Origin of the sequence: Ruegeria sp. HKCCA0235A (genome assembly GCF_013033235.1) — a bacterium.
GTDB lineage: Bacteria > Pseudomonadota > Alphaproteobacteria > Rhodobacterales > Rhodobacteraceae > Ruegeria.
Map to the genome: position 1 here is coordinate 218,743 of NZ_WQDQ01000007.1, position 17,666 is coordinate 236,408.

Sequence of the window (17,666 nt, forward strand, 5' to 3'; positions counted from 1 at the left end):
CATGGGTTTTGCTATCTTTCCGTGAGTTTCAGCTCGATCCGGCGGTTCTGTGCCCGCGCTTCGGGCGTGTCAGCCGGATTGACTGGCTGGAATTCACCAAACCCGTTTGCTGCCAGACGATTGGGCGGGATGCCCAGCGCGTCGACCATATAGCGCACGACAGACAACGCGCGACCCTGGCTGAGTTCCCAGTTGTCCCGGTATCGGCCTGAACCGGCCAGCGGAACGTTGTCGGTGTGGCCGTCGACCCGGATCACCCAGTTCAGACCGGGTGGAATTTCGGCGGCGACACTGCGCAGGATGTTGGCAACTTTCGCAACCTCCTGCTGCCCTTCCGCGGACAGCACGGCTGATCCTGTCGGAAACAAAACCTCGGACGAAAAGACAAAACGGTCGCCTTCAATCCGCACGCCTTCCTGATCGCCAAGGACATCCCGAAGACGTCCGAAAAATTCCGAACGATAACGTTGCAGATCTTCCGCCTGCGCTGCCAGTTCCTCATTCTGACCGGCCAGTGCTTCGGCCTCGGCCTCGAGACGCAGGCGTTCGGCTTCTTCCAGCAGGCGGCGGCGGCGTTCTTCCGAAGCGGCACGGGCCAGCGCGGCATTCAGGTCCTGACCCAAAGTCTGGATTTGGATTTCGGCGGCCTCGTTGCGCTCTTCGAAATCATCCAACAGGGCCTGCAATGACCCCAACTGCCCGCGCAGGGCGGCAATCTGCTGGTTGAGAAGTGCCGCCTCACGCTGGGCCTCGGCTGAGATTTCTTTCTCTTCTGACAATGTCGATTCGGCCAGAGCCAGCAAGGCCTGCCTTTGTTCGGCCAAGGTGCGTTGTTCATCAGCATCCGCCTGCGCTTGCGTTTGCGCCTCCAGGGCGGCTTCAAGCTGGGCGCGCAATTCATCAGGATTCACGTCGCCGAATTGTCGCTCAAGCTCAGCCCGCGCGGCTTGCGCGGCGGCCAGAAGAGTCAGCGTGTCTTCGGCCTCTTTGCGTTGTGCCTCCAACGCGAGCGTCATGGCCGTCAGTTCGGCATCCGCATCCTGAAGACGGTTTCGCAATGCCTCGGCAGCAGCGGCTTCGACCAGGCGGGCGGCTTCTTCATCGCTCAGTTGCTGTTCAAGAGTGGCAATTTCCGCCGCGCGTTCCTTGTCGCTTTGCTCCAGATCCGCAACCATTGCTTCCAGCGCCTCGCGGCGGGCGGCTGCCAATCGGGCCGCTTCCGTCTGCGCATCGATTTCCTCGCGACTTTGTGCAAGGGCAAGGTTCAGCGCCTCTTTTTCCGTCAGCAATTGCTCGCGCTCAGTCTCAAGCGCTGCGATGTCGCCCAAAGCCTGTTCCTGCTCGGCAAGCAGCGCCGCAACCTGTGCTTCGAAATTCGTGATACGGGTCTGCGCCTGATCCAGCGCGGCGGCCTGACGGTCGCGTTCGGTGGTCAGTGAGGCGATCAGCGACTGCGCTTGCGCCAGATCGTCTTCGGCCTGCGACAGCGTCGTGTTCAACGCACCCAGCCTTGCCTGCAAGCGGCTGTTTTCACGCTCTTCCAAACCAAGCGCGCCCGCAAGCGCGGCAACTTCGTCTGCCAGTGTCGTCAGTTCGTCTTCCTGCCCCGAAATAGTTTCGCGCAGAACAAACTGAATCACCATGAAAATGGTCAGAACGAATGTCAGCACCATCAACAGCCCGGTCATCGCGTCCACGAATCCGGGCCAGACCGAGCCCTGGAAGCGTTGACCGGTGCGGCGGGACAGCGCCATGGGTTACTCTCCTTCCGGCGTGGTGCGCACCGCGCCTCGAGGCAGGGTCAGGGCCTTGACCAGCAGTTCGATATCCTTGCGGAATTCGTTCATGCTTTCCTGACGACCCGCCGAAATCTCTTCGAGAATGCGCAGCAACTGCACGTCCATCGAGCGCAGGCGCATCCGGCTTTCGGCGTCGATTCCATCGCCTGCACCGTGTTCGCGCATGTGGTCAAGCAACGCATCCTGCCCCAGCGCGACACGCTCCAGAGCCGAAGTGACGCTTTCGGTATTGGCCTGGCGATTGTTCATCTCGGCAATCACATCGACCAGTTGCCCCAGCTTGGCCGAAACCTCAGCCCGCTCGCTTTCCTGAGCGGCAAACAGATCCTGCAACGCATCCATCTGTTCGGACATGGCATCCAGCACAGGTGTCAGTACGGCGATCTCTGCTCCACCCTCTTCACCACCGGCAAATCCGACGCGGGTGATCGAGGACAACCATTCTTCGAGCTCGCGATAAAAGCGGTTCTGCCCGTGCCCGGCAAACACTTCGAGCAAACCAACAATCAGCGATCCCGCCAAGCCCAGCAGAGAGGACCCGAACGCAACACCCATCCCTTGCAACTGCGCCTCGAGGCCCGTCATCAGGCGATTGAAGACGGCCAGCCCCTCTTCGCCTTCCTGCGGGTTCAGGCTGCGGATGGTGTCGACAATGGCTGGAACGGTTGTCGCCAGGCCAAAGAATGTACCCAGCAGACCCAGATAGATCAGAACGTTGGTTATATAACGCGTGATTTCACGTTCTTCTTCGACACGCTCGGCCACGGAATCCAGAATAGACCGGGTAGAGGTGGAACTGATCTGTGAGCGCGCGCCTCGCTCGCGCAGCAGCGATGCCAAAGGCGCCAGCAACTGTGGTGTGCGCGCATCTTCGCGAACAACACCACCGACAAAGGCCTCGATCCAGCGCACGGACCCGATCAGCTGCGTAACCTGATAAAAACAGGCGAAGACGCCGATAAAGAACACAATCAGGATGAAGCCATTTAGATACGGATTGGCATAAAAAACCGGCAAAACGTATGGAAGCGCCAGAAACACCCCCAGCCCGGACAGGCCGATCGCCATCAACATCAACAGAATTTGTCGAATTGGATGCGAGAAATGGGGTCTCGCGCCCTGATGTGCCTGCGCCATGCGCGTGGTTCCCGGTATTTGCCTGCTTTGCGTCGAATCTAGCGGGATTCCGCGCGTGACGCCAAGAGTTTATGCGGTGATGTCGCGCACCCGTTGCGCCAACCACTCAAGATCATGGTCACGCAGCCCGATCTCGGCCAGATGTTCTACGGTGTTGTAAAGATATTCGTCATTCGGACCGCGCCCGCCAACCGCATGGGCGATGATCCGGGCCTGTTCCTCCAACGGCATCCCGCCGCAATACTGGACGTGGTCGGCATCGATCACATAGGTAACGGCATTGACGATTTCGCCGTTTTCCAGGTGCACATCCAGCATACGTTCAACATAGGCCGAGGAAATCAGCTCGCGCTCGCGCAGCTCGTGCAGCGTACGGTCTTCGTGACCCGCCTCGACCGCAAGGGCCAAACCGGTGCAACTTGCGTTCTCCTGTTCGTCCAGTGCCAGCACCAGGCCGGGTTTTTCTTCGGTCCCGCGATGGTGGATCGAGCTCATGCAGAAGGACCGGGAATAACCATGAAGTGTCGCGCGTTCACTGCGTGCCACCGGAAAGCCCGGATTCCACAGCAGTGATCCATATCCGAATACCCACATCGTCATTGCACTGGTCCTTGCCTGTTTCGGCCTATAAACATCAATTCCAAGGCGGGAAAAAGGGCCTTTCGAATGCGTCTGATACGAGTGTTGATTTTTGTTTCCCTGGCATGGAGCGCCTATTGGTTCGTGGCCGGATATGGTCTGCGCTCTGCGATCACTGGCTGGTTCGAACAGCAGGAGGCGCGCGGCTGGCAAGCGGATTTCTCGAATGTCGCGACAGCGGGCTATCCGACCCACCACATGACCCGTCTGAACAATCCGGCGCTGGCGGATCCGGTGAACGGCACGGCATGGAGCGCGGATTGGATCGAATTCAAAAGCCCCGCCATCTGGCCCGGTCGTCAGATATTGCGGTTCGCGGACACACCGCAACGCCTGTCATATTTCGACCAGACATCAACAATTGTGGCCGACGAATTGCTTGCCGAGCTGCAATTGCAGCCCGGCGTCTCGCTCGTGCTGGAGAAAATGGCTTTGACGGCCGGAGCCTGGTCGGTGACGGAAAACTCCACCAAGCTGGCCTCGGGTGACACGCTGAGCCTGATCATGGAACAAACGCCAATTTCAGAAGCCTATTCCATCACGGCCCGCGCGGATGGGTTTACACCGGGGGAAAAACTGCGAGCCCTGATGCATTCCGCAAGTTCGTTACCGCAGAGCTTTGAGACGCTGGAACTGGATATGGTCACCATTTTCGACAAGGTTTGGAGCCGGTCCGCCCTCGAAGACAGCCGTCCGCAGCCCGTGGCCATCGATCTGCGTCTGGCCGAGATCAAATGGGGTGAGCTGCGCCTGTTCGCGACAGGCGATCTGGATGTGGACGCCCAAGGTATCCCGACTGGAGAGATTGCCGTCAAAGCCGAAAACTGGCGGGATATGATCGCAATGGCAAACGCGGCGGGTGCCCTGCCCGATCAGGCCGTAGATCCCGTCACCCGAGGGCTGAACTTTCTGGCAGGGCTGGGCGGAAACCCCAACGCGCTGGATCTGCAACTGAATTTCCGCGATGGTTTCGTGGCGCTCGGGCCGCTGCCTTTGGGCCCTGCCCCGCGCCTGATCCTGCGTTAACGGCAGTAGGGTCCGCTGCGATAGCGGGCCGTATCAAGGTGGAAATGATCCTTGTGATAGCGATCGGAATTCGGCCCCAGCACGGTGCCAAACGGGCCGCACGCCCCGCGCCAGATCTTCTTGAGCTGTTTCTGAGAAGGGTTCTTGCGCCACCCGTTCAGGACGGTCACCACCTCACCGTCAGCCATTTTGAAACCTGAGATATCGATCGCACGACCCTTGCCATGTTCGGATATCCGCGCGCCTTTACGGTTGTTGCGGGTTCGGCAGGCATAATGGGCGGCGATTTGCAACTCGACCACGGGTCCGCGGCGTTTGAAGGTGGGTTTGACGGTCTTGTCGACCCACTTGTTCAACGCAATGGCGGTGCCGCAATCCATCGTCGAGGGGCGGCTGAGCATCACACCCGAAACCGAGGTGATCTGCACCGCATCCTTGACACCGCAGGCTGAATTCTTGCTGCCCACACGGCCAACAGGTTTGCCTTGAATGGCAATATCCCCGCAAACAGACCCTTTGCGCAGCTTGCGCCTTTTGAACAACACCTGCTGTTCGACAGACTCGGGCCGCAAATAAGGCATCAAGGACGTGTCCGGCCCCAGAAGCGGCAGTTCCGACGGGCGCGCCGCCGCAGCGGTGACTTGCGGGGAAACCGGACGCGAAACCGGACGCAGGTTGGCAATGTCAGAAGGGGCAGGCGCGCTGACAGCCTGCTGAACAGTCAAAGGGCGCATGAGGGGCACCAAAGACTGGTCAAGGGGCGCGGCCTGAACCGGCGCGGCGCTCAAAGCCACGACCCCGATCAGAATATGCCCCCAGCGCAGTTTCATGAACTTGCCTTTCCCCGCCCAAAGTCCGGCGCATCCGTATCCTGCCCGGCATCGATGATGCCGCGACGAATAGCACGGGTGCGGGTGAAGTAGTCAAACAAATGATCGCCGTCGCCGGTGCGTATGGCGCGTTGCAGGGCAAAAAGCTCTTCGGTGAACCGGCCCAGGATTTCCAGCGTCGCATCCTTGTTGGACAGGAACACATCCCGCCACATGGTCGGGTCGGACGCGGCAATCCGGGTGAAGTCGCGGAAGCCGGCGGCCGAATATTTGATGACTTCGCTGTCGGTTACCCGTCGCAGATCGTCGGCCACGCCAACCATCGTGTAGGCAATCAGGTGCGGCGCATGGGACGTTACGGCGAGGACCAGATCGTGATGATCCGCATCCATCTCATCGACATTCGACCCCATACCCTCCCAAAGCGCGCGCAGGCGGGCAATGGCATCCGGGTCCGAACCCTCGACCGGGACCAACAGGCACCAGCGATTGTCAAAGAGTTCGGCAAACCCGGATTCAGGGCCGGAATGCTCGGTCCCTGCCAAAGGATGCGCGGGGACGAAATGCACACCGTCGGGGATATGCGGTTGCACCGCCCGAATGACGCCCCGCTTGACCGAACCCACATCCGAAACGGTGGCACCGGGTTTCAGCACGGATGCAATCTCTTTTGCAACTGCGCCCATAGCCCCCACAGGCACGCAGAGCACGACAAGATCGGCGCCTTCGACCGCCTCGCGTGCCGTGTCGCAAACACGGTCACACAATCCGATCCTGCGCGCGGTTTCACGGGACTTTTCAGACCGGGCATAACCCGTCACTTCCCCGGCCAGCCCTGCACGTTTCATCGCCCAGAACATGGACGAAGCAATCAGGCCCAGCCCGATCAGCGCAACGCGGTCGTAAATCTGGCTCATGCTGCGCCCTCTTTGAATGCAGTGATCGCCGCAACCACACGGCGGCAGGCTTCTTCGTCGCCCACGGTGATCCGCAAGGCGTTCGGCAGGTTGTAGCCTGCAACCCGGCGGACAATCAAACCCTGCGTTTTCAGGTAGTCATCGCAGGCCTCGGCCTCGGCCTGATCGGCGAAACGCGCTAGGATGAAGTTGGTGCAGGACGGGTCCGACGGCACGCCTGTCTTGGCCAATTGATCGGCCAGCCACACACGAAGGCGCGCGTTTTCGGCCTGACAGAAGGTCAGGAATTCCACATCGTTTACCGCAGCTTCAGCCGCCGCCAATGCGGTCATTGACAGGTTGAAGGGCTGGCGCACCCGGTTCAGCACGTCGATGATCGGGCGGTGCGCATAGCCCCATCCGACACGCATTCCGCCCAGCCCGTACACCTTTGAGAAGGTGCGCGTCATGATTACATTCTCATGGGCGTCAACCAGCGACGCCCCGCCATCGAACCCATCGACAAACTCCGCATAAGCGCCATCAAGAACCATCAGGCAGGCGTCGGGCAGACCCAACGCCAGACGTTCCAGTTCGTCGTTCGGGATCATGGTCGAAGTTGGATTCCCGGGGTTGGTGACAAACACGATCCGCGTCTGCCCCGTCACTGCGGCGAGAATGGCATCCACATCCACCTTGCGGTCACTTTCGGCCACCATGACCGGCGTCGCGCCGGCCATGCGGGCGATGATCGGGTACATGGAAAACCCGTGCTCGGTATAGATCACCTCGTCCCCCGGCCCCGCGTAGGCCTGGGCGACGAATTGCAATACCTCGTCGCTGCCGACACCGCAGATGATCCGCGCAGGGTCCAGCCCATGGCGTGCGCCGATGGCCGCGCGCAGGCTCGCGTGGTCGGTGCTGGGATAACGATGCAGAGTGGCCGCGCTGTCGCGCACCGCCTCTATGGCCTTGGGACTGGGTCCAAACGGGTTCTCGTTCGAGCTCAGCTTGATCACATGCTCCACTCCCGCCACATGCGACTGGCCGCCCTGATACAGCGCGATGTCCATAATGCCGGGTTGTGGGGTGATCTTGGTCATGAGAGGCTCCGTTGAATGGGCCTCTCATACCTGTCTCAAAGGGTTGAGAAAAGCGGCAATTCCCTCATGCGGCCTTGAAGCGCGCTGTTGCCGGGTCAGCGTTGTAGTAAGGCGTGAATTCTTCGGTCCGGTGCGACAGGTCATTGACGCTGTCGATGATGAACTGAACCGTCTCTTCGCTCATCAGATATGAGAAATTCAGACGCACCCAGCCGGGTTTTTTCATTTCTTCCCCGGCGGACAAGGCAGCGTGCAGCGCCTCTGACGTTGCCTGATCGATCCCCAGCAAGCGGTGGGCGTAGGGTCCGGCACAGGCACAGCCGCCCCGCGCCTGAATGCCGTATATATCGCTGAGCATCCGCGTGAATAGCTGCTGATGCACGGGCTGGCCCGCAGTGTCGCGCACCAGGAAGGAAAAGATCGGCAGACGGTGCGCTTTCTCGACCCCAAGCAGGGTCAGGTTCGGGTTGTTCTTCCAGCCGTCCAGCGCCATTTGATTGTACTGCGCCTCACGCTGGGCGATTTCGTCCGTTCCGACGACATCCTTGACGATGAAGGCCAGCGCCGCACGAATGTCTCCGATCACGTTGGGCGTCCCGGCCTCTTCCCGGGTGGACAGATCGATGCTGTAGTCATGCCGCCACGGTGACACGAAACTGACGGTTCCACCGCCGGGCCAGCTGGGGCACGTCCGTTTCACGGCCGATTGGTTCACAACCAAAACACCTGACGCGCCCGGGCCACCGGGAAACTTGTGCGGCGAAACCACGATCGCATCCTTTCGGGCCCCTTCGGGCCCCATGTCCATCGGCAGGTAGGGCCCACCACCGGCATAGTCCCAAACGGCCAAGGCACCATACGCCTTGAGCATCCGCGTGACCGGATCAGGATCGGTGACAATGCCCGTTACGTTGGACGCGGCAGAAAAGGATCCGACCACCAAATCGGCATCCACATGGGCCTCCAGAGCGGCTTTAAGCGCATGCAGGTCCACACCACCGCCCTCGGCCTCGGGGATTTCGATGACACGTGCCTTGCTTTCGCGCCACGGCAGAATGTTTGAGTGATGCTCGTACGGGCCGATCAAGACAATCGGCTGGTCAGCCTCTGCCACCCCTAGCAGGCTGACCAACCGATTGAGCCCCGCAGTGGCGCCGGACCCGGTAAAGATCACCGCGTCCTCTTCCCGAGCACCAACAATGCGGGCTATTTCCGCTCGCGCTTCGCGGCGCAGACGTGTCATGTAGGACCCACAGTAGGAGGCCTCGGTGTGACTGTTTGCGTAAAACGGCAATACGTCCTGCGCCACAAAATCCTCGACCTGCCGCAACGCGCGGCCCGAAGCGACGTAATCCGCATAGACAAGCGGCACGTCTCCAAGCAGACCCGGGATCAGAACGTTCTCGCCGATCAGCCCATCGCGCAGATTTGAATTGTGAGCGGTGGAACAGAGTTCCGCACGAAATTTGGACAGGGTCATGACATTGGCTCCTTACTGCCATACCAATGTGATATTTCTGGCCCGAGGAAACTTCACATATCTTTGCGTGGATTTTAAAAAATTTGTGTCATATGATCAGTTATGACATCAAAAATAGATCAAATTGATACACGCATTCTGAAAGAGCTGCAAAAGGACGCCACCCTGTCACAGCGGGAATTGGCGGATCGGGTTGGCCTGTCCCAGAATGCCTGCTGGCGGCGCTTGAAGGCCCTGAACGAAAACGGTGTGCTGATCGGATCCACGGCCCGCATCGCACGAGAAGAACTGGGGTTGAGCCTTGTGGTCTTCGTCATGCTCCGCACCCGACACCACTCTGCCCAGTGGCTTCAGGCGTTTCGGAGCCATGTTCTGACAATCCCGGAAGTGGTGGATTTTCATCGGATCGGAGGGGATTACGACTATCAGCTGAAAGTCGTAACGCAGGACATGTCGTCATATGATAAGGTCTATCAACGATTGATCGAAAAGGTCGAGCTGGACAGCGTGACCTCGTATTTCGCGATGGAAGCGATCGCCGAAGGCAGGCCCCTGCCGATCTGACACGCACTTCATTTGCCCAAAAACATTTGCCCAAAAACACCCTAAGGAGTCGCGGGCAATGTCGCGATGACGGCTTCGCTATGGGCAAACCATAAAAAAAGACCGCGCCAAAAGCGCGGCCTTTCAGAATTCGATTGCGGCGAAGATCAGTTCTTCGCGTAGAATTCGACGACCAGGTTCGGTTCCATGACGACCGGGTAAGGCACATCGCTGAGGCCCGGCGCGCGCACGAACGTCGCGGTCATTTTCGAGTGGTCGGCGTCGATGTAGTCAGGAACGTCACGCTCGGCCAGCGCAACGGCTTCCAAGACAACAGCCAGTTGTTTGGATTTGTCACGTACCTCAATCACGTCACCTTCTTTGACGCGGTAGGACGGGATGTTTACACGCTTGCCGTTCACTTTGACGTGGCCGTGGTTCACGAACTGGCGTGCGGCAAAAACAGTTGCGACAAACTTGGCGCGGTAGACCACAGCGTCCAGGCGGCGCTCCAGCAGGCCGATCAGGTTTTCACCGGTGTCGCCCTTCACACGCTCGGCTTCGGCGTAGATGCGGCGGAACTGCTTCTCGGTCAGGTCGCCGTAGTAGCCTTTCAGCTTCTGCTTGGCCCGCAGCTGAAGACCGAAGTCCGACAGTTTGCCCTTGCGGCGCTGGCCATGCTGGCCGGGGCCGTATTCGCGACGGTTGACCGGGGATTTCGGACGACCCCAGATGTTTTCGCCCATCCGGCGGTCGATTTTGTACTTGGCAGACGTGCGTTTGGTCACGGCTGATCTCCTTCGTTAGGTCGAAGCCCTGACGGGCCACTATGAAGGGCGTTGTCCTCTTGAGGTCTCCCCCATGACAGGCATCCCCTTGCGGGGGCCACCAACACCAATGAAGCCGCGCTTATATCCGCAATGCTGGCGGAGTCAACACAGCATTCCGCAAAGTTCAGAAAAACGATCAGGGCAGACAGCCAGCGAACCCGGCAGCGCGCCGAAACCGTCTGGCGGCACCTTGAAAACTTAGTTTGAGGTCGGGAAAGAAACTACCGTCGCGCTGCTTTTCGCGGCGGGGTTTGGGATCATCGCAAGCTCGGTCACTTCAACAATCCAGAACTCTTCGTCCCGTGGCGGGCAAGCGCCTTCGAACACGAGAGCCCGCGACGTATCGTTGCCATCGGCAACAAGCTTGGCAGAGAACTTCTGCGCACCATTGGTAAGGGTAAGGGCTCCGGCCACGTGGCCTGGAATGTCACGGACAATTGGAAAGTGGCTGTTCACCTGGCTGGCAACGCCCCCGACATTTCCTATTTTTTCGATGCTTTGTTCGGCAGCCTCGCTCATGACGATTGCTTGACCACGCCATGACCATGCCGATCCGATCGCCAAACAGGAAAGAGGAGCATCTTCAAGCCCGTCAATTTCCGTCTGACACCAGGATATAGCTATTTGACCGTTTGTTCCGGCTCTCATCTGCCCACTCGCACTTACAACACCCCAACACTTAATTTTATCCTTATCAGCACAAATTCCGGCGGAAAAGAGACAGAACTGCAGCAATCACAAGATTGTTGTTAATGTGACTCAATATTTGGCGCCATCCGTCAGGGGTGACGGCCCGTCGATGACGGTTGTGGTCAGCGATGGCCGAAACCGATGCCAGATATCAATTCCAATTCATCGGAGAACGTGTGGAACGCGGTTCCGACAACTGCGGGTACAACGCTCAGAGCAATGGGGGCAGTGTTCCGGATTTCCGTCAGCCGCGCGCCCAAGAACGGTTTCCTGAGCAAAGGCTCTCATCAATCAGGCCGCAAAAACACGCGGGTCCTGAGCGTCAACGGGCTGAAGGGCCTTTGTTTGATTCAATTTTCAAATGGCGCAAGAAATTCATCCACGTCACCCTCGGGGTCCCGGGATCACCGGTGCGCTACGGCCCAACGGAAGCCTGACTCCGACAATTGTCTTTGAACCCGCCCGGGATAGTCGGATACGATTGCGTCTACGCCCAGATCGATCATCCTGCCGATATCTTCATGTTCGTTGACTGTCCACACGACGACGCACAAGCCCAGCTCTTTTGCGCGCGTGACGTTTTCAGGCGTTACATCCGCAAAGTACGGGCACCAAAGCGAACCGCCAGCCTGCTTTACCAAGTTTGGAATTTCGTCGCGACGGCCACGAAAGTCCGGGCAAACGGATTTTGAGGAATCCTCGCCAACATCGTCGGCATTGTCCGGAAGTTGCGTCAGGTAGGATGAAGGCATATCCGGGGCTTGCCTCTGACACTCCGCCAACAGGTTCCAATCAAAACTGTGAAGCACCGCGCGCGAAGATAAACCCTTGCCGCGAACATCCCGAAGTACTCTGCGGACAAAGTTCTCTCGGTAAAGTGCATCATGGGCCAAGTCGGGGTCCGACTTCAGCTCGAGCATCAGATGGGCATCACGGTATTTCGGGTCATCGACCAGATCGAGCAGATCCAACAGGCTTGGAACACGAACATCGTCTATTTGCGCCTGATCCGGGAAGCGTTGACCATAGGCGGAATGGCCGTCCAGACGCCCGATATCAAATTGTCGGATCTGTTCGTAAGTCAGCGAGGATACTTTCGGCTCTTCCCCGGTCAGAAACAGGCCATTGCCATCGCGGAAACTGGCCGAATGCAGGCGATGATTGTGCGTAATGACCGGCACATCATCGGCTGTCAGGACAACGTCAAATTCAAGAAGCGGGACGCCAATGGAAAGTGAAAAATCAAAGCCGATCATGCTGTTTTCAGGCAACACGCCCCGTGCCCCACGATGCCCCACGACCCGGATCAGGTTCTCCCCGCCGCGAAAGGCCTCAACCTGTTGAAACGCCATCAGCCTTCCAGCCTTTTGCCTGTCGCGCGGTCAAACAAATGCATGTTCTCCGGTGCCACCGAGAACCGCATAATCGGATGGCGTCCTTCGATCGGGTGGACGCCGGGAAGGCTTGCCGTGATCGCGCTTTCAGAGCCCGACAGGTGACCGTGCAGCAACGTGTTGGCCCCAAGCGGTTCAGCCATCTGAATCGCGGCTTCAAGCGGGCCATTGTCATCCGACAACAGATGCTCTGGTCTTATGCCAAGCTTCACGGCGCAGTCCGGACCCCCAGAGGGGCCGACTTCGATTTCTCCGATCTTGACCGCCCCGTTTTCGCGCCGTGCTTCGAATATGTTCATTGCCGGGCTGCCGATGAATTGCGCGGCAAACAGCGTTTGTGGAGTTTCATAGACCTCGAGCGGCGTGCCGATCTGTTCGGCGATGCCGCCGTTCATCACGATCATCCTGTCCGCCATCGTCATTGCTTCGACCTGGTCATGCGTGACGTAAAGTGACGTGATCCCAAGTTTTTCCTGAAGTTCGCGTATTTCCAGACGCATCTGAACACGAAGCTTGGCATCGAGGTTCGAGAGCGGCTCGTCAAACAGGAAAACGGCGGGCTCGCGGACAATGGCCCGGCCCATCGCCACCCTCTGGCGCTGACCGCCGGACAACTGCCTGGGTTTGCGATCCAGCAAAGGTTCAAGCTGCAACAGCTTAGCCGCCTGGGTCACCTTTTGATCGATCTGAGCCTTGGGCAGCCCCGCGATCTTGAGGCCATACCCCATGTTCTGACGCACTGACATATGTGGGTAGAGCGCGTAGTTCTGGAACACCATGGCGATGTCGCGATCCATGGGCTCTTTGTCATTGGCGCGTTCACCGCCGATCCGGATCTCCCCGGACGTGACCGTTTCCAACCCCGCCACCATCCGCAACAATGTGGACTTGCCGCAGCCTGACGGGCCGACGATCACGATGAACTCTCCATCGGCGATATCGACATCAACGCCGTGGATCACATCCGTCGGGCCAAAGCTCTTTTTGACATTCTCTAGAGTAACTGTTGCCATTTCTTACTTCTCGCTATCGACAAGGCCACGGACAAAGAGCTTTTGCATCGACACCACCACGATGACCGGCGGGATCATGGCCAGAATGGACGTCGCCATGATCGTCGGCCAATGCGCAAAGTCGTCACCGGACGGGAACATCTGCTTGATACCCATCACGATGGTATTCATTTCGGGATCGGTCGTGATCAGCAGCGGCCAAAGATATTGGTTCCACCCATAGATGAACAGGATCACGAACAGTGCGGCGATGTTGGTCCGGCTCATGGGGACGACGATATCGATGAAAAACCGCATCGGTCGCGCGCCGTCGACCCGGGCTGCCTCGGCAAGCTCATCGGGGATGGTCAGAAAGAACTGACGGAACAGGAAGGTTGCCGTGGCCGAGGCGATCAGGGGAAAGATCAGCCCGTAATAGCTGTTGAGCATACCGAACCCAGCGACAACTTCGAACGTCGGAACGATGCGGACTTCGACCGGCAGCATCAGCGTCAGGAAGATCAGCCAGAAGAACGTCGTTCGTCCGGGAAAGCGGAAATAGACGATCGCGAAAGCCGACAGCAGTGAGATGATGATTTTGCCGACTGCAATTCCGATTGCCATCACCAGACTGTTGAACAGCATCGTGGCAACGGGCACATTTACCCCCGAGAAAAGCGCCGCCTTGTAGTTCACCCAGAACTGATCGCCGGGCACGACAGGCATCGGTGGCGAGACGATCTCGGCCTGGGTCACGGTCGAAGCCACGAAGGCAAGCCATATCGGGAAAAATATGATCAGGACACCGAGGATCATGAGGGCATGGGACAACCAGATGCCCGCGCCGCGTTTTTCGACCATTCCGTGTTGTTGGGCCGCCATCAGTAATGCACCCTCTTTTCCACGTATTTGAACTGGATGACCGTCAACAGGCCCACGACGATCAGCAAGATGACCGATTGCGCCGAAGACGAGCCGAGGTCCTGCCCCACAAATCCGTCCGAGAATACCTTGTAGACAAGGATTGTCGTCGACTGTTGCGGCCCGCCGCCGGTGATCGTGTGGATCACGCCAAAGGTTTCGAAGAAGGCGTAAACGACGTTCACCACCAGCAAGAAGAACGCCGTCGGCGACAGCAGCGGCAGCACGATCGTGAAGAATCGGCGCCAGAAATGCGCGCCGTCAATCGCCGCCGCCTCGATCACGGATCTTGGAACGGATTGCAGGGCAGCGAAAAAGAACAGGAAGTTATAGCTTATGCGCCCCCAGGCCGAAGCAACGACCACCAGCCCCATGGCTTCGGTGCCGTTCAGAACGTGGTTCCAGTCATATCCGAGCTGACCAAGATACCATGACACGACGCCGACGCGCGTGTTGAACATGAACAGCCACAGAACGCCCGCAACCGCAGGGGCAACAGCGTAGGGCCAGATCAGCAACGTCCGATAGACCCCGGACCCTTTGATCAATCGATCCGCAATGACCGCAAGAAACAAGGCAGGGATCATCGAGCACAACGTGACCAGCGTGGAAAACACCGCCGTCGTCACGAAAGAGGCGCGATAAAACTTGTCACTCAGCAGGAATTCAAAATTGCCGAGCCCCACGAACTGGGACGACAGCCCGAACGGGTCAGGTATGAACAGCGACTGCCATATGGCCTGACCGGCGGGGTAGAAAAAGAAAACAGCGGAAATGATGACCTGAGGGGCGATCAACGCCAATGGCAACAGCCAGCCGCGAAAGGTGACGCGTTTTTCCATCCTGAAAACCCACCGAAGAAAGAAAATGCGGGCCCTGAAAAGGCCCGCATGACGTTACGACTTATTGATTGGCGGATTCGAACCGGCGCAGCAACGCATCACCGCGTTCCTTCGTGCTGTCCATCGCTTCCTGAGCCGTTTTCTCAGCGGACCAGATCGCCTCAAGCTCTTCGTCGATGATGCCCCGGATCTGGTCGAACGATCCCAAGCGCAATCCTTTCGAATTTGCGGTCGGCTCTTTCGCGGTCATCTGGATCACTGCGACGTCGGTACCCGGGTTTTCGTCATAAAAACCAGCGGCACGCGTAACCTCACCCGCTTCTGTCGTGATCGGAAGGTAACCGGTGTTCTGGTGCCAGGCCGCTTGTACGTCAGGTGATGACAGGAAGCTCAGGAACTCTCCGACGCCCTTGTACTCTTCGGGCTCATGACCCTCCATTACCCAAAGAGACGCGCCACCGATGATGGTGTTTTGCGGCTCACTGGTGACGGATTCCCAATAGGGCAGCGGACGCACGTCGAAATCGAACTCGGCCTCTGCCTTGATGCCGGCGTATCCGGCCGAACTTTCGGTGAACAATGCGCACTCGCCTGACCGGAAGTTCGCACCACCTTCGTTTCTGCGGCCGGTATAGATGAACTTGCCGTCCTTGGCCCAGTCACCCATCGCGGTCAGATGTGCAACCTGCACCGGACCGTTCAGCATCAGCTCGGTATCCAGACCGGCAAATCCGTTGTCCCGTGAGGCAAAGGGAACGTCGTGATAGGCTGAAAGGTTTTCAAGGTGAATCCAGCTTTGCCATGCTGTCACCAGCGGGCAATCCTCGCCACCTGCCTTCAGCTGCTCGAGCACTTCGCCGACTTTTTCCCAAGTGGACAGATCCGTGTCCGGATCAACGCCTGCTGCTTGCATGGCATCGCGGTTGACCCACAGGACCGGCGTCGAGGAGTTGAAGGGAAGCGACAGCATCTCTCCGTCAGTGGTTGTGTAGTAGCCTTTGACGGCGCCAATATACGCGTCGGGATCAAAAGACGCGCCGCTTTCGGCCATCACTTCATAGACCGGTTTGATCGCCCCTTTGGCTGACATCATTGTCGCCGTGCCGACTTCGAACACCATCAGGATATGTGGCTGTTCACCGGCCCGGAATGCTGCAATCCCGGCATTCAGGGTTTCCGAGTAGTTGCCCTTGTGGCTTTCGACCACGACGAACTCATCCTGACTGGCGTTGAATTCTTCAACCTGTCCTTTGACAAGTTCCCCTAGGCGACCGGTGAAGGCGTGCCAGAACTGGACTTCGGTTTGCGCCATTGCCGCCAAGGGGGACAAGGCTGTGGTGATGGCAATCGCGCCAAGCAGATTCTTTTTCATGATTCCTCCCATGCATCAGGGTTGATGCTTCGTTGAATACCGACCGCAACGCGTAAACGGCCCACATGACGATTTCACGACGTTAACGTTACAAAAATATAATTCAAGGCCTATCTACTTGGTGAAAAAATAACATAGTGTTATGAAATGGCGCAGCAGATCGGGATCAGCAATGAGTCAAATTCTGAGAGTTCGGCAGTTGGAGGCCCTGATGGCCGTGACCACCAACGGGTCTGTCACGGCCGCGGCGGCTGATCTGGGCGTGACCCAGCCAGCAGTCAGCAGATTGCTGTCCGATCTTGAAAAGTCGCTCGGGTTTCAGCTTTTTGACCGTCGGGAAGGCCGATTAGTACCAACGCAGGAGGTTCGCTATCTCTTGCCCAGCGTCGAGCGCGTTCTCGAATTGATGAGACAAATTTCGGATGTCAGTCAGGATATCACACAACGCAAAGCAGGGCACATCCGTGTCGCTTGCCTGCCGGGATTTGCCACCAGCCATTTGCCCAAAGTCGTCGCCGGTTTCCTGAAGGATCGGCCCGGTGTCACCCTGACGATCGAACCAGACAGACCTGAACGCATTCTGGAATGGATGATCGGCGAGCAGTATGATTTCGGAATCACTGACAGCTTTCACGGTCATCCGGCGGTAGAAAGCAGGGACATCGACGTTCGCACGGTGTGCGTGTTCCCCACCGGGCACGAGCTGGAAGGCCTGTCCGAAATTACTCCGGCGGATCTCGCGCACAGCAAAATCATCCACACCCGACGCGACAGCGATTTTTTCGGGCGGCTTTCGAAAGTGTTTCAACATGCCAATGTCGAATTGAACTCGCATATCGAGGTCAGGCAGTTCACGGCAGCATGTGAATTGGCGCTGGAAGGTGTCGGTGTCTCGGTCGTTAGCGAGCTGGATGCTGTCCAATACACGTCGAGGGGATTGAGTTATCGGCCGTTCAAGCCGTCTTTGACGCATACCCTTTCGTTGGTGCGTCCAATTCTGAAGCAACCGTCATTGGTAACGCTGGAATTCATCGAACAGTTTCAGGAAAGCCTGAGCCCTTTCAAGGTCGGGTAGCCCCGCATTCGACCATGTTCTTGTGACACCGCAGGAACTGATCCGACAACAAGACCGGTGTCCCGGTGGAAAGTCGCATGTGATCTGCTCGTGCTCA

General features: G+C 58.2%; 17 protein-coding genes. 3 read left to right on the plus strand and 14 right to left on the minus strand.

Annotated elements, in window-relative coordinates:
- Positions 1-11 precede the first annotated feature (11 nt).
- The 3 genes from GOW56_RS14045 to GOW56_RS14055 all read right to left on the minus strand — a co-directional run bounded on the left by GOW56_RS14045 (position 12) and on the right by GOW56_RS14055 (position 3,536).
- On the minus strand, positions 12-1,754 hold the full coding sequence (locus GOW56_RS14045) for a peptidoglycan -binding protein (protein ID WP_171206276.1): 1,743 nt from the start codon (positions 1,752-1,754) through the stop codon (positions 12-14).
- 3 nt (positions 1,755-1,757) lie between these two features.
- A complete protein-coding gene (locus GOW56_RS14050; RefSeq protein ID WP_171168959.1) occupies positions 1,758-2,936 on the minus strand; it encodes a biopolymer transporter ExbB in 1,179 nt (392 codons plus the stop codon).
- 69 nt (positions 2,937-3,005) lie between these two features.
- A complete protein-coding gene (locus tag GOW56_RS14055; RefSeq protein ID WP_152459021.1) occupies positions 3,006-3,536 on the minus strand; it encodes a gamma-glutamylcyclotransferase in 531 nt (176 codons plus the stop codon).
- Between the two features lie 66 nt (positions 3,537-3,602).
- Between GOW56_RS14055 and GOW56_RS14060 the strand changes: the two genes are divergently transcribed.
- The gene (locus tag GOW56_RS14060) at positions 3,603-4,601 is read left to right on the plus strand and encodes a DUF2125 domain-containing protein (protein ID WP_171206277.1); all 999 of its coding nucleotides are present in this window, start codon (positions 3,603-3,605) and stop codon (positions 4,599-4,601) included.
- On the opposite strand, the gene GOW56_RS14065 is transcribed toward GOW56_RS14060, so the two are convergent.
- The 4 genes from GOW56_RS14065 to GOW56_RS14080 form a co-directional block, all read right to left on the minus strand.
- Positions 4,598-5,431, minus strand: coding sequence for an extensin family protein (locus GOW56_RS14065; RefSeq protein WP_171118833.1), 834 nt, complete (start codon positions 5,429-5,431; stop codon positions 4,598-4,600). The two genes, GOW56_RS14060 and GOW56_RS14065, sit on opposite strands and share 4 nt — an antisense overlap.
- Positions 5,428-6,348 (minus strand): prephenate/arogenate dehydrogenase family protein, encoded by a 921-nt coding sequence (locus tag GOW56_RS14070; protein WP_171206278.1) that lies wholly within the window; start codon positions 6,346-6,348, stop codon positions 5,428-5,430. The genes GOW56_RS14065 and GOW56_RS14070 overlap by 4 nt, the downstream gene beginning before the upstream one ends.
- Positions 6,345-7,430 (minus strand): histidinol-phosphate transaminase, encoded by a 1,086-nt coding sequence (gene hisC / locus GOW56_RS14075; RefSeq protein ID WP_171206279.1) that lies wholly within the window; start codon positions 7,428-7,430, stop codon positions 6,345-6,347. The genes GOW56_RS14070 and hisC overlap by 4 nt, the downstream gene beginning before the upstream one ends.
- 64 nt (positions 7,431-7,494) lie before the next feature.
- Complete coding sequence (locus tag GOW56_RS14080) at positions 7,495-8,910, minus strand: aminotransferase class V-fold PLP-dependent enzyme (protein ID WP_171206280.1); 1,416 nt, start codon at positions 8,908-8,910, stop codon at positions 7,495-7,497.
- 102 nt (positions 8,911-9,012) lie between these two features.
- On the opposite strand from GOW56_RS14080, the gene GOW56_RS14085 reads away from it, so the two are divergent.
- A complete protein-coding gene (locus GOW56_RS14085) occupies positions 9,013-9,474 on the plus strand; it encodes an Lrp/AsnC family transcriptional regulator (RefSeq protein ID WP_152459027.1) in 462 nt (153 codons plus the stop codon).
- Between the two features lie 146 nt (positions 9,475-9,620).
- Here GOW56_RS14085 and rpsD read toward each other — a convergent pair whose 3' ends face one another.
- The 7 genes from rpsD to ugpB all read right to left on the minus strand — a co-directional run bounded on the left by rpsD (position 9,621) and on the right by ugpB (position 16,494).
- Positions 9,621-10,241, minus strand: a complete 621-nt coding sequence (rpsD, locus tag GOW56_RS14090) for a 30S ribosomal protein S4 (RefSeq protein ID WP_152459028.1) — start codon at positions 10,239-10,241, stop codon at positions 9,621-9,623.
- Positions 10,242-10,481: 240 nt separating this feature from the next.
- Positions 10,482-11,018, minus strand: coding sequence for a hypothetical protein (locus GOW56_RS14095; protein ID WP_171206281.1), 537 nt, complete (start codon positions 11,016-11,018; stop codon positions 10,482-10,484).
- A 359-nt stretch (positions 11,019-11,377) separates the two neighbouring features.
- Entirely contained in the window at positions 11,378-12,325 is a 948-nt protein-coding gene (locus tag GOW56_RS14100; RefSeq protein WP_254447227.1) for a glycerophosphodiester phosphodiesterase family protein, read from the minus strand.
- Entirely contained in the window at positions 12,325-13,380 is a 1,056-nt protein-coding gene (locus GOW56_RS14105) for a sn-glycerol-3-phosphate import ATP-binding protein UgpC (RefSeq protein ID WP_171206282.1), read from the minus strand. The genes GOW56_RS14100 and GOW56_RS14105 overlap by 1 nt, the downstream gene beginning before the upstream one ends.
- Before the next feature lie 3 nt (positions 13,381-13,383).
- Positions 13,384-14,220 (minus strand): sn-glycerol-3-phosphate ABC transporter permease UgpE, encoded by an 837-nt coding sequence (gene ugpE, locus GOW56_RS14110; RefSeq protein WP_152459916.1) that lies wholly within the window; start codon positions 14,218-14,220, stop codon positions 13,384-13,386.
- A gap of 20 nt (positions 14,221-14,240) precedes the next feature.
- Positions 14,241-15,122 carry a sn-glycerol-3-phosphate ABC transporter permease UgpA gene (gene ugpA / locus GOW56_RS14115; protein WP_152459032.1) on the minus strand — a complete coding sequence of 294 codons (882 nt, stop codon included), beginning with the start codon at positions 15,120-15,122 and terminating at the stop codon, positions 14,241-14,243.
- Positions 15,123-15,183: 61 nt separating this feature from the next.
- Complete coding sequence (gene ugpB / locus GOW56_RS14120) at positions 15,184-16,494, minus strand: sn-glycerol-3-phosphate ABC transporter substrate-binding protein UgpB (RefSeq protein WP_171206283.1); 1,311 nt, start codon at positions 16,492-16,494, stop codon at positions 15,184-15,186.
- A 172-nt stretch (positions 16,495-16,666) separates the two neighbouring features.
- On the opposite strand from ugpB, the gene GOW56_RS14125 reads away from it, so the two are divergent.
- Complete coding sequence (locus tag GOW56_RS14125; RefSeq protein WP_171206284.1) at positions 16,667-17,569, plus strand: LysR substrate-binding domain-containing protein; 903 nt, start codon at positions 16,667-16,669, stop codon at positions 17,567-17,569.
- The last annotated feature ends 97 nt before the right edge of the window (positions 17,570-17,666 follow it).